Origin of the sequence: Corynebacterium tuberculostearicum, assembly GCF_013408445.1 — a bacterium.
Lineage (GTDB): Bacteria > Actinomycetota > Actinomycetes > Mycobacteriales > Mycobacteriaceae > Corynebacterium > Corynebacterium tuberculostearicum.
The window spans coordinates 2,035,741-2,047,805 of the sequence record NZ_JACBZL010000001.1; the positions used below are offsets into that span (position 1 = coordinate 2,035,741).

The following is a 12,065-nucleotide window of genomic DNA, read 5'->3' on the forward strand; positions in this document are numbered from 1 at the left end:
GGGGCCAAAACCACTAATTCGGGAAGGGAGGAAGGGCCTTCTGGTTAAGCCAGGCGTCTACGGTGGCGTCGAAAAGCGCGGCGTCAGGAGCGGCGGCGCGGAAGTCATCCAGCAGCATGGAAGGCTCTACTACCGAGTGTTGGTGCTCGGTGAGGTAGCTGCGGAGGGTGCTAAAGAAGGCGTCGCCAAGCAGGCGGTGAATGGCATGTACAGCCAAGGCGCCGCGCTTATATACGCGGTCATCGAACATATCGCGCGCACCCGGATCAGAAACGGTGAGGTTCTGCGCCTTGCGTCCCAGGACGTTGTAGTGGGAACGTGCCGCCTCGCGCGCGGTGGTCTCGCCCTTGTGCTCGCCCCATAGCCACTCGCTGTAGCAGGCAAAGCCCTCGTTGAGCCAGATATCCTTCCACTCGCCCAGGCCCACGGAATTGCCAAACCACTGGTGGGAAAGCTCGTGCGCAATAAGGCGCTCGAAGGCGTGGTCACCCTTAATATGGTTGGAGCCAAAGATGGACAGGCCCTGCGCCTCCAGCGGGATTTCCAGCTCATCTTCCGTGATGACCACCTGATAATCCGCAAATGGGTAGGGGCCATAGAGGGAGGAGAAGAAGTCCACCATTTCCTGCTGCTGGGCAAACTCATTCAGCACGCGATCGCGCAGTGCGGCCGGCGCCCAAGCGCGCGTGGAAGGTCCCAAATCAAAATTAGAGAACTCTCCTACCTGCACCGTCGCCAGATAGGTGGCCATGGGCTGGCGGGTGCGGTAGTGCCAGCGCGTGGTGGAACCGCCCGCCCGGCGGGAGACAAGGTCACCATTAGATATCACGATGAAAGGATCATCGGCCGTAATGATGATGTCATAGAGTGCCTTGGCAGAAGGCGTATCGTCGCAGGGGAACCAGCTCGGCGCGCCATTGGGCTGGCTGGCCACCAGCGAACCGGACTCGGTTTCTTCCCAGCCGATCTCGCCCCAGGTGGTGCGGATCGGCCGCGGGCTGCCGCCATAGCGAATCACCAGCTCAAACTCCGTACCGGCCGCAATCTCCTCTGCAAACCGCAGGCGCAGCTTCCCGGAGGATTGGCGGAATTTAGCCACCCGCGGCGCGCCCTGTGCGGTCACGCGCCGGGCCACCATCGCCCCGCCCAGATCCAGGGTTAGGGACGCCAAATTCTCATCGGCCCGGATAGCCAAAGTAGCCTCGCCGTGGAGCAGGTTGGGCTCCACGCGGTAGGTCAGATCCAGCGTGTAGTGGGAAACCTCGAAACCGAGATTAAAATCCACGCCGGTATAAGGATCAGTGTGGGCACGCGAAAGGGCGGTAGGAAGCAACTTCATAATGCTGCAAGCCTACCGCCCTTTCAGCCGTGGAAAGAAACGAGCTTATTTATTGAAAGCGCGCTCGAAGACCGGCCAAGAATCCTTGAGGTCCGCAATCCAGTGCGGCCAGGAGTGGGTGCCGGTATTGCGGAAATTATAGGTTGCCGGGATGCCAGCCTGGTCCAGCTTGGCCTTGAAGTTGTGGGTGCAGTAGTTCACACCAGCCTCGATGGCGCCACCTTCGACCTGCAGCTGAGCGGAGCCCACAGCAGCGATAGCAGGGTTATTTCCCTTGCCCACGTGATAGGAGAAGGTATCCTCCTTGCCTGCCAACCCAGAACCAGAAGAGATGTACAGCTCCGTGCCACGCAGCTTTTCGTGGTTCATCATCGCGTCGTTATAGCGGTTGGTAGGAGAGCCGAACGGTCCCCACATCTGCTCCGCGGTAGCGCCACCGCGGTTGACGGTAAGCTCAACGGCCTTGTGCTCTACCGGGTAAGCGGTGGCTGCGCAGCCGGCGTAGGAACCAACGGCGTCATAGAAGCCCTGGTTGTGCTCCGCCAGCAGCAGGGAGGAGGTTGCGGACATGGACATGCCCGCAATAGCGCGGTGGTTATCGGCCTTGATGTGGCCCTCGATGGCGCCCGGCAGTTCCTTGCTAAGGAAGGTTTCCCACTTCTGCGGGCCCTTGAGGTACTTGGAGTTCGGCTCGGATACCCAGTCGGTGTAGTAGGAGAAAGCACCGGCCTGTGGGATGACCACGTTGACGTTCTTGGAGTGGTAGAAATCGACGGCGTCAGAAAGCTTCAGCCAGTCCATGTCCTGCTCCGCGCCGCCTGCACCGTTGAGCAGATAGATGGTCGGGCGGTTCTCATCCTTCGCGCGAATGACGGCCAGCGGAATCTTGCGGTCGTTCATGGCAGGGGAGGTGGCCTGCAGCTTTTCGACGCGCGGATCGTCCTTGTACTTCTGGTACCAGGTCAGCTGCTCCAGCTCTGGGGTGACCTCCAGTGGGGCCAGGGTGGACTGGGCGGCGTTGCCCGCTACCTGCTGCGGGGTGAGCTGTGCGGCGCCCGCTAGCGGGGCGCAAGCCAAGCCTGCACACACGGCGGTGGCGGCCAGGATGGAGCTAAGACGCTTCATAGTGCTTCTTTCCTGTAGTTATGAACTCGCTGATTATACTTCTGCGCTACTTATTCCGCGACGCCGGCAGCCTCTGCGGCTCCAGCAGCCTCTGCACCCTCTGCGCCCTTGCCCTCGACAAAGTCCTTGTCCGGGGACTGGTCAGCGGCGCTCGGGGCGTCCTTAACCTGCGCATCTTCCTCGGCCTGCGGCGCATCGATGGAAAGCTCGTTGGGCTTTACCTCCGGCTTGGCCGGTGCTTCTGCAGCGTCCTTGGCAAAGCCGCGCTCGAAGGTTGCCCAGGAGGTGAAGAGATCATTGCGCCAGCCCGGCCAGGAGTGGGTGCCGGTATTGCGGAAGTTCCAGTCCGCCTTCATATCCTGGGAATCCATCTTGGCCTTGAGGTCGTGGGTGCAGGAGCTCATGGCGGCCTCAATGACGCCGCCCTCGACGATGAGCGTGGACGAGCCCTTAGCGCCCCAGTCATTGGCGCCGCCCAAACCACTATTCACGGAGACGTAGGTCTCGGATTGGCCCAGGTTCTTCGGGTTAGCGTTCACCAGAGCATCGTTGTACACGTTGTACTCGCTGCCCATGGCACCCCACATCTGATCGGCCGAGCCCCCGCCGCGGTTCACGGTCAGCTGGGTGTACAGGCGCGGCAGTGGGCGAGAGGTAGCCGCACAACCGGAGAAGGAGCCCACGGCGTTATAGAAGCCCGGGTTGTGTTCCGCCAACAGCAGGGAGGAGGTCGCGGACATGGACATGCCGGCAATCGCGCGCTTGCCATTGCCACCGATATGATCTTCTAGAGCGCCTGGCAGCTCCTTAGTGAGGAAGGTTTCCCACTTCTGCGGGCCCTTGAGGTAGCCGCTATTCGGGGAAGATACCCAGTCGGTGTAATAGGAGAAGGCACCGGCCTGCGGGATGACCACGTTGACGTCCTTGGACGTGTAGAAGTCCACCATGTCCTGTACGCCTTCGGCCTCAGGGTCGATGTCGTGGTTGGTGGTGGCGGTCAGCCAGTCCATGCCCTGCTCGGCGCCGCCGGCGCCGTTGAGCAGGTACAGGGTGGGGCGCTTCTTATCAAAATTGCCGTCCGGGGTGATGACCGCAAGCGGAACCTCGCGGCCGCCCATGGCGGCGGAGGTGGCGGTCAGGGCCTTAACGTGGTTGCCGTAGTGCTTGCCCTGGCCGCTCTTGTGGCCGAAGGCGTAGCCCTTCCACTTGTCCTTAGATTTCAGCTCGGCAATATCCACCACGCGGTTTTCACCTTCGGTGGTGATGGCGTAGTTGATGTTTTCCGCATCCGCTGAGTCGGTGAGGTTTACCTCGCGGATGGTGGACGGGGTGGCGTCACCCTGGATCTCGGCCGGCTCGACGGCGGAGGCGATAGGGGTGGAGAGGACTCCTGCCGCGATGGCGATGCCTGCGACGCTGGAGCCGATAGAGCGCAAAGTATGCATATTTTTAGCTTCCTCGAGTTAAGAGAATCTTCTCAGTAGGTATCGTTCCGCATAGCGGGAGTGTTAGCAAGACTCTATGCCTTAATAGCCCTTTTAATGTAGCAAAACCTGTGACGCATGTGGTTTGTGTGTCATAATTCTGAACGCAGCGCGTATGTAACGGTGGCGCTACAATCTCCGCTAGTACTAAACGTGTGAATAATGCGGTCCCCAACCGCGGGCCCATCCCTCGCTCTAGGTAAGTAAAAACACAGAAAGAAGCATAATGAACGTTTTCGATTCCATCCTCGTGTCCATCAACGAAGTTCTGGGCCAGTTCCTGCACACCGGTTCCTCCATGTCCTCCACCGCTGCACTGGCTCTCGGCCTGTTCTAAAACGCCGAGTCCATAGCCCTGCGTGGGGGCGTCGCGCGCTTGCCGACGCCACCGTGCAGGGCCTTTGTGCGTTTTACCCCCGAAGCGTGGGGTACTCGGGCACAAGAGTGTGACCCAATGCGCGACATGGAGGGGAAAGTTACGTATCCTAAAGGGCGTGACTAATGAACATTATGACGTAGTAGTACTCGGCGCGGGCCCTGGCGGCTACGTGGCCGCCATCCGTGCAGCTCAGCTTGGTAAGAAAGTTGCCGTAATCGAGAAGCAGTACTGGGGCGGTGTCTGCCTCAACGTAGGCTGCATCCCTTCCAAGGCGCTGCTGAAGAACGCTGAGGTTGCCCACACCTTCAACCATGAGGCCAAGGACTTCGGTATTTCCGGCGATGTCTCCTTCGACTTCGGTGTTGCCCACAAGCGTTCCCGCAAGGTTTCCGCGGGCATCGTCAAGGGTGTCCATTACCTGATGAAGAAGAACAAGATCACCGAGATCAACGGCCTTGGCTCCTTCAAGGACGATAAGACCATCGAAATCACCGATGGTGATGACAAGGGTAAGACCGTCACCTTCGATGACTGCATCATCGCTACCGGCTCCGTGGTCAAGTCCCTGCCGGGCGTAGAGCTCGGCGGCAACATCGTCTCCTACGAGGAGCAGATCCTCAACGATGAGGCCCCGAAGTCCATGGTCATCGTCGGCGCCGGCGCCATCGGCATGGAATTTGCTTATGTTCTGTCCAACTACGGCGTGGACGTCACCATCGTGGAGTTCATGGACCGCGTCCTGCCGAACGAGGACAAGGACGTCTCCAAGGCCATTGCCAAGGAGTACAAGAAGCTTGGCGTTAAGCTGCTGACCGGCTACAAGACCACCTCCGTCAAGGACAACGGCGACAATGTCACCGTTGAGGTCGAGTCTAAGGACGGCTCCAAGCAGGACACCCTCACCGTGGACCGTGCCATGATCTCCATCGGCTTCGCCCCACGCACCGAGGGCTTCGGCCTGGAGAACACCGGCGTTGAGCTCACCGAGCGCGGCGCCATCGCCATCGATGACACTATGCGCACCAACGTGGACCACATCTATGCCATCGGTGACGTTACCGCGAAGCTGCAGCTCGCCCACGTTGCTGAGGCCCAGGGCGTTGTCGCCGCAGAGACCATCGCCGGCGTGGAGACCCAGCTTTTGGGCGACTACATGAACATGCCGCGCGCTACCTTCTGCAACCCGCAGGTCGCTTCCTTCGGCTACACCGAAGAGGCTGCCAAGGAGAAGTTCGCTGACCGCGACATTAAGGTCGCTACCTTCCCGTTCTCCGCTAACGGCAAGGCTGCTGGCCTCAATGAGACCGCGGGCTTTGTCAAGCTCATTGCGGACGGCGAGTACGGCGAGCTCATCGGCGGCCACATGGTGGGCTCCAACGTTTCCGAGCTGCTGCCGGAGCTGACCCTGGCACAGCGCTTCGACCTCACCGCTGAGGAGATCGGCCGCAACGTTCACACTCACCCGACCCTTTCTGAGGCCATGAAGGAAGCTGCCGAGGGCATCGGCGGCCACATGATTAACCTCTAAGCAGGGCTGCTTGCCGACGTCGGCCTTTCTCCCACCACCGCCTCAGTAGCGCGGTGGGAGGCTAGGGCCTAGGCGCACCACAACGGCAACAGTATCGGCACCGCTGATCCTCCCCCGCCCGCACTGGGCAGGGGTCAGGGCACCGCGGTGCCGTTGCTATATGTACACATAACGCGCGCAACCCTCACTGCTACTCGAAAAATTTTCGAGTAGCTTTCGAGTAGCTTTCAAGTACTACTAAAGCGCCAGTTCAGGACGATTTTTACTCGAAACGAGCTCTTTCGAGTAGTTTTCGAGTAGCTTTCGAGTAGGTCGATTGGTGCCTAAGGCGCTAGTAGGGTGCAACGGCGGAGCGGTGGGCATCGACGTTGATGACCTCGTTGATGGGTGGAAAGGCGCGCTGCGCGCAGTTTTCGCGCGGGCACGTGCGGCAGCCGGAGCCGATGGGGGTGGCCGAGGAGAGATCGGTGAGATCGAGGCCTTCGGCGTAGACGGTGCGGTCGGCGTGGCGGGCCTCGCAGCCTAGGCCGATGGCGAAGAGCTTATCGGTATCGCCAAAACGCCCCTGGTGGTGCTGGACGGCGCGCGAAATCCACAGGTAGTTGCGTCCATCGGGCATTTGCGCCAACTGGCGGGAGATAATGCCGGGCTGGGTGAAGGTCTCGTAGACATTCCACAGCGGGCAGGTGCCGCCATTATTGGAAAAGTGCACGCCGGTGGCGGATTGGCGCTTGGACATATTGCCTGCGCGGTCGACGCGGACAAAAGTAAAAGGAATGCCGCGGAGGTTATCGCGCTGCAGGGTGGACAGGCGAGAGGCCACGGATTCATAGCCCACGCCGAAGACCTGGCAGAGGTATTCCACGTCGTAGCCGGAGCGCTCGGCTTCGGAATGCATCAGCGCATAGGGCATTACGGTGGCGGCGGCGAAGTAGCTGGCCAAGCCGCGCTGCGCGAGGTTGCGAGAAGCATCCGAGGTAAACGGCTCTTCCTCCACTAGGGAAGCGATATCGTCCCCGGCCTCGAGGAAGCCCAGCTCCGCGGCCATGCGGAAGGCGCGCTGGCCTTCGCTCAGGCGCGACGCGAGCCGGAACTCGCCGGTCTCGCGGTCAAAGCTATGCAACGTGCCATCCATCTGGGAAGTGATGTGGATATCTACGTTGTGGCGATCGCGCAGGCGCTGGGCCAGGGCGTGTTCGGTGTCGCGAATGCCGAAGTGGGTGACCGAGAGGGCGTCGGCAAGCTGCTCTGCATGGTGGTCTAGGTTGTCCAGGTAGTTCTGGCGGGCGTAGAAGAAGTCGCGCACCTCGTCGTGCGGCATGGATAGGGCCTGGGTGGCCTCGGTGGTGCGGCGGGCATCGGTGGCCAGCGAGAGCTTATCGCGCACATTGCGGTAGCGGCGGTGGACATCGACCAGCGTGCGAGCCACGGTGGGGTGGTTATAGACCAGCTCGGAGAGCTCCTGCAGCTCGACGGGGGAGGGGCAGAGCTCCTTGTCTTGGATGACGTCCTGGATCTCGGCAAGAAGGCGGGAGTCATCGTCGCGGGAGAAGAAGGTGGCGTCGACGCCGAAGACCTCGGTGATGCGCAGGAGCACCGGGACGGTGAGTGGCCGGACGTCGTGCTCGATCTGATTGACGTAGCTGGCGGAGAGCCCCAGCGTCGCAGCAAGGGAAGCCTGACTGAGATCGCGCTCACGGCGAAGCTGGCGAAGGCGGGATCCCACATACGTCTTACTCATGCCGGCAAGGTTACTGGCTGGCCTGCGGGTGTGCACCCTAATTGCAAAGATCTTGTGAAGAATGTTCACCCGCCTGTGGGCTGCATGTGGGTTTCATGCGAAAGTTTGACACATAAAGGGGTAAGCTGGTCACTCTAGTAACACCGGGTGACCAAGTTCACAACTGCGGAGAGAATTACGCAACGTCAATATTGCGGAATTCCGAGCAGCCAAGGTAGTGACGTTTTGCCCCAAGGCTTCTAAGGCAACCCTTACCTAAAAGAATTCTGACTTTAACCGTACCGCCGTACCGTTAGGCGAAACGCTGCAGGAATTGACTAGTAACCAGCGGTTAAGCCCAGTTAAAGTGAGGGCGACAATGGAGGTGTCATGACTTTAAGAAATCCGGACCGTGAGGCAGTAACTCACGGCCACATTACTAACGAACCAATCCGCCAGAAGCCGGGAGTGCCCTCCTGGGTTCTGAAGCTCATCATGGCCGTCACCGGCCTGCTCTTCGCCCTCTTCGTTGTTGGCCACATGGCCGGCAACCTGAAGTTGTACTTGCCGGCGCACGGCGGCGAAGAAGCACTAGATGAATACGGTGCATTCCTGCGCTCCATGGGCGAGCCGTTGTTCCCGCATGAGGGTGCATTGTGGATCATTCGCGCTGTCCTGCTGGTTGCCATCATCGCCCACATCTATGGCGCGATCGCTTTGACTGCCCGCTCCAAGGCATCCCGCGGCAAGTTCAGCCGCAGCAACCTCATGGGTGGCCTGGATTCCTTCGCCACCAAGACCATGCTGGTCTCCGGCCTGGTTCTGCTGCTGTTTATCATCTTCCACCTGCTGGACCTGACCATGGGCGTACAGCCCATCGCTCCAGGTGACTTTGCAGAGGGCGCGGTGAAGGCCAACATGATTGCAACCTTCAGCCGCTGGCCGGTCACCATCGTGTACGTGATCGCCATGTGCTTCCTGTTCCTGCACCTCACCCACGGCATTCGCCTTGCCGCCTCTGACCTGGGTATCACCGGTGCGAAGTGGCGTCAGACCTTCCTGATCTTGGCGTACGTCATCCCGGCCGTTGTCTGCATCGGCAACATCGTTATGCCTTTGTCCGTTGCCCTGGGCTTGGTCAGCTAAAGGAGTTAGAAACCCATGACTAATACTGAACTCAAGCGCGAGCACCCTAAGTTCTCGCACCCACAGTCCATCGTTCCGGGCGTATCTGCCGGCAACATCCTGGAATCCCACGAGCCGCACGGCGTGCCGATGAAGGATATGTGGTCCCACCAAAAGGACCACATGCAGCTGGTCTCCCCGCTGAACCGCCGCAAGTTTGAGGTTCTCGTGGTTGGTACCGGCCTGTCCGCTGGTTCCGCTGCGGCCGCACTGGGCGAGCTGGGCTACAAGGTAAAGGTATTCACCTACCACGATTCCCCGCGCCGCGCGCACTCCATTGCCGCGCAGGGTGGACGTCAACGCCTCCCGTGCCAAGAAGGTGGACAATGACTCCGCCTACCGCCACACCAAGGACACCGTGAAGGGCGGCGACTACCGCTGCCGCGAGTCCGACTGCTGGCGCCTGGCAAACGAGTCCGTCCGCGTCATCGACCACATGAACGCCATCGGCGCCCCATTCGCTCGCGAGTACGGCGGCACCCTGGCTACCCGTTCCTTCGGTGGCGTGCAGGTCTCCCGTACCTACTACACCCGTGGCCAAACAGGTCAGCAGCTGCAGCTGTCCACCACTTCGGCGCTGTACCGCCAGATCGGCCTGGGCAACGTGGAGCTCTTCGCTCACAACGACCTGCAGGACATCATCGTCTACAACGACAACGGTAAGAAGCGTGCCGGCGGCATCGTTACCCGCAACCTGATTACCGGTGAGCTCAAGGCCTTCACCGGCCACGCAGTTGTGCTGGGTACCGGCGGCTACGGCAACGTCTACCACATGTCCACCCTGGCAAAGAACTCCAATGCCAGCGCCATGATGCGTGCGTACGACAGCGGTGCTTACCTGGCTTCCCCGGCCTTCGTGCAGTTCCACCCGACGGGCCTGCCGGTCAACTCCGATTGGCAGTCCAAGACCATCCTGATGTCGGAGTCCCTGCGTAACGACGGCCGCATTTGGTCCCCGAAGAAGGAGGGCGACGACCGCGACCCGAATACCATTCCGGAAGAAGAGCGCGACTACTTCTTGGAACGCCGCTACCCGGCATTCGGCAACCTGGTTCCGCGCGACGTTGCTTCCCGTGCCATCTCCCAGCAGATCAACGCCGGCCTGGGCGTTGGCCCGCTGCACAACTCGGTGTACCTGGACTTCCGCGACGCCATCGAGCGCCTGGGCAAGGACAAGATCCGCGAGCGCTACTCCAACCTCATTGAGATGTACGAAGAGGCCATCGGCGAGTCTGCTTATGAGACTCCGATGCGCATCGCCCCGACCTGCCACTTCACCATGGGTGGCCTGTGGACGGACTTCAACGAGATGACCTCCATCGACGGCCTCTTTGCCGCCGGTGAGTGCTCCTGGACCTACCACGGTGCTAACCGCCTGGGTGCTAACTCCCTGCTTTCGGCTTCCGTCGATGGCTGGTTCACCCTGCCGTTTACCATTCCGAACTACTTGGCTGACCACCTCAACGAGGAGAAGCTGGCCGAAGATTCCCCAGAGGCACAGGCAACCCTGGCGCAGTCCCAGGAGCGCATCGACCGCCTCATGGGCGTGCGCGGTGAGAACCCGCACGGTCCGTCCTACTACCACCGCCAGCTGGGCGATATCCTCTACCACGGCTGCGGTGTGTCCCGTAACGTGGAAGACCTCAAGGCCGCCATCACCAAGATCCGCGAGCTGCGCGAGGACTTCTGGGCTAATGTCCGCATCCCGGGCGAGGCCAATGACATGAACCAGGTGCTGGAGTACGGCCTGCGCGTTGCCGACTACCTGGACTTGGGTGAGCTCATGTGTGTTGACGCTCTGGACCGCGATGAGTCCTGTGGCGCTCACTTCCGCGAGGACCACCTCACCGAGGACGGCGAGGCAGAACGCGATGATGAGAACTGGTGCTTCGTTTCCGCATGGGAGCCGGGCGCAAATAAGAACGAGTTCATCCGCCACGCCGAGCCGCTGTACTTTGATTCGATCCCGCTGATGACAAGGAACTACAAGTAATGAAACTGACACTTGAGATCTGGCGTCAAGCCGGACCGACCCAAGAAGGCCATTTCGAGACCGTCCAGGTGGATGACGCCTCTGAGCAGATGTCCATCCTGGAGCTGCTGGACCACGTTAACGAGGGCTACATTGAGCGCGGCGAAGAGCCCTTCGCCTTCGCTTCTGACTGCCGTGAGGGCATCTGCGGTACCTGTGGTTTGACCGTCAATGGTCGCCCGCACGGCCCTGGCCAGAACACCCCTGCCTGCCAGCAGCGCCTGTTCAACTTCACCGATGGCCAGACCGTCAAGCTGGAGCCATTCCGTTCCGCTGCCTACCCCGTCATCAAGGACATGGTCGTAGACCGCGCGGCACTGGATCACGTCATGGAGCAGGGCGGCTACGTCTCCATGGATGCTGGTACCGCTCCGGATGCGGATACCATGCACCTCAACCACGAGACCGCCGAGTACTCGCTGGACCACGCTGCCTGCATTGGCTGCGGTGCCTGCGTTGCTGCCTGCCCGAACGGTGCGGCTCACCTGTTTACCGGCGCGAAGCTGGTGCACCTTTCCCTGATGCCACTGGGCAAGGAAGAGCGTGGCCGCCGTGCTCGCAACATGGTCGACGACCTGGAAGCCAACTTTGGCCACTGCTCCCTCTACGGTGAGTGTGCCGATGTCTGCCCGGCTGGCGTTCCGCTGACTGCAGTTTCTGCGGTTACCCGCGAACGTGCACGTGCTGCTTTCCGTGGCAAGGACGACTAAGCTAAGGTTATTCCGTAGGAATACTAGGAACGAGAGAAAGACAGAAAGACTCCGCCATGAGCGATAACACCCACGCAGTCGCTGACTACGCCAGCGAGACCTACCCGGAGTTCTCCGGCAAGATTCAGGACACCTACATTGAGGGCTACGATCCAGTATCCTTCGGTGCTCCTCACTCTTCCCTTCTGCGCACCTCCACCTGGGTGGGCATGGGTCTGATCCTGTCTTGCCTCCCAGCCGCCGGCATCCTCATCTGGGGCCTTGGCGTGTGGGATACCCCGCTGGGCACTGCCGGTGAGGGCAACTACTCCCTGACCATCATCATCGGCATTATCGCTCTGGTGGCTGTGGCTATCGCCGCATTCGGCACCGTCCACTACGGCCGCCGCTACTACCGCAAGTACCGCAAGGAAACCGGCCGAGCTAACTAAGGCAGCTGCCTAATCTAGGCATTGCCTAAGTTTCTGTACTGACTCGACGCAACCCCCGCCTCCATTAGCATGTTCACCGTGCAGGAGGCGGGGGTTGCGTGATCTCTCACCATCTAAACGACTCTGCCGCTA

The 12,065-nt window shown here is 60.6% G+C and carries 8 protein-coding genes and 1 pseudogene; 5 read left to right on the forward strand and 4 right to left on the reverse strand.

The window, feature by feature from the left end; all coding sequences use genetic code 11:
* Nucleotides 1-13 precede the first annotated feature (13 nt).
* The 3 genes from BJ985_RS09550 to BJ985_RS09560 are packed head-to-tail and all read right to left on the reverse strand — an operon-like array spanning nucleotide 14 to nucleotide 3,909.
* On the reverse strand, nucleotides 14-1,339 hold the full coding sequence (locus BJ985_RS09550) for a M1 family metallopeptidase (RefSeq protein WP_179387310.1): 1,326 nt from the start codon (nucleotides 1,337-1,339) through the stop codon (nucleotides 14-16).
* A 45-nt stretch (nucleotides 1,340-1,384) separates the two neighbouring features.
* Nucleotides 1,385-2,464, reverse strand: coding sequence for an alpha/beta hydrolase (locus BJ985_RS09555; RefSeq protein WP_179387311.1), 1,080 nt, complete (start codon nucleotides 2,462-2,464; stop codon nucleotides 1,385-1,387).
* 50 nt (nucleotides 2,465-2,514) lie between these two features.
* Complete coding sequence (locus BJ985_RS09560) at nucleotides 2,515-3,909, reverse strand: alpha/beta hydrolase (RefSeq protein ID WP_179387312.1); 1,395 nt, start codon at nucleotides 3,907-3,909, stop codon at nucleotides 2,515-2,517.
* 533 nt (nucleotides 3,910-4,442) lie between these two features.
* On the opposite strand from BJ985_RS09560, the gene lpdA reads away from it, so the two are divergent.
* Nucleotides 4,443-5,855, forward strand: a complete 1,413-nt coding sequence (gene lpdA, locus BJ985_RS09565; protein WP_005327177.1) for a dihydrolipoyl dehydrogenase — start codon at nucleotides 4,443-4,445, stop codon at nucleotides 5,853-5,855.
* 331 nt (nucleotides 5,856-6,186) lie between these two features.
* On the opposite strand, the gene ramB is transcribed toward lpdA, so the two are convergent.
* Entirely contained in the window at nucleotides 6,187-7,596 is a 1,410-nt protein-coding gene (ramB, locus tag BJ985_RS09570; protein ID WP_179387313.1) for an acetate metabolism transcriptional regulator RamB, read from the reverse strand.
* A 369-nt stretch (nucleotides 7,597-7,965) separates the two neighbouring features.
* Here ramB and BJ985_RS09575 point away from each other — a divergent pair, with 369 nt between their 5' ends.
* The 4 genes and pseudogenes from BJ985_RS09575 to BJ985_RS09590 all read left to right on the forward strand — a co-directional run bounded on the left by BJ985_RS09575 (nucleotide 7,966) and on the right by BJ985_RS09590 (nucleotide 11,933).
* Nucleotides 7,966-8,721: a succinate dehydrogenase cytochrome b subunit gene (locus BJ985_RS09575; RefSeq protein WP_179387314.1), complete on the forward strand. Its 756-nt coding sequence runs from the start codon at nucleotides 7,966-7,968 to the stop codon at nucleotides 8,719-8,721.
* Between the two features lie 15 nt (nucleotides 8,722-8,736).
* Nucleotides 8,737-10,753, forward strand: a pseudogene (locus BJ985_RS09580) (fumarate reductase/succinate dehydrogenase flavoprotein subunit).
* Nucleotides 10,753-11,502, forward strand: a complete 750-nt coding sequence (locus BJ985_RS09585) for a succinate dehydrogenase/fumarate reductase iron-sulfur subunit (protein ID WP_005323073.1) — start codon at nucleotides 10,753-10,755, stop codon at nucleotides 11,500-11,502. The pseudogene BJ985_RS09580 and the gene BJ985_RS09585 overlap by 1 nt, the downstream one beginning before the upstream one ends.
* 56 nt (nucleotides 11,503-11,558) lie before the next feature.
* A complete protein-coding gene (locus tag BJ985_RS09590; protein WP_179387315.1) occupies nucleotides 11,559-11,933 on the forward strand; it encodes a hypothetical protein in 375 nt (124 codons plus the stop codon).
* Nucleotides 11,934-12,065 lie beyond the last annotated feature (132 nt).

Bases quoted from the DNA above. Each gene is read 5' to 3' on its own strand.
- BJ985_RS09550 (WP_179387310.1), bottom strand. From the start codon at position 1,339: ATGAAGTTGCTTCCTACCGCCCTTTCGCGTGCCCACACTGATCCTTAT.
- BJ985_RS09555 (WP_179387311.1), bottom strand. From the start codon at position 2,464: ATGAAGCGTCTTAGCTCCATCCTGGCCGCCACCGCCGTGTGTGCAGGC.
- BJ985_RS09560 (WP_179387312.1), bottom strand. From the start codon at position 3,909: ATGCATACTTTGCGCTCTATCGGCTCCAGCGTCGCAGGCATCGCCATC.
- ramB (WP_179387313.1), bottom strand. From the start codon at position 7,596: ATGAGTAAGACGTATGTGGGATCCCGCCTTCGCCAGCTTCGCCGTGAG.
- BJ985_RS09575 (WP_179387314.1), top strand. From the start codon at position 7,966: ATGACTTTAAGAAATCCGGACCGTGAGGCAGTAACTCACGGCCACATT.
- BJ985_RS09585 (WP_005323073.1), top strand. From the start codon at position 10,753: ATGAAACTGACACTTGAGATCTGGCGTCAAGCCGGACCGACCCAAGAA.
- BJ985_RS09590 (WP_179387315.1), top strand. From the start codon at position 11,559: ATGAGCGATAACACCCACGCAGTCGCTGACTACGCCAGCGAGACCTAC.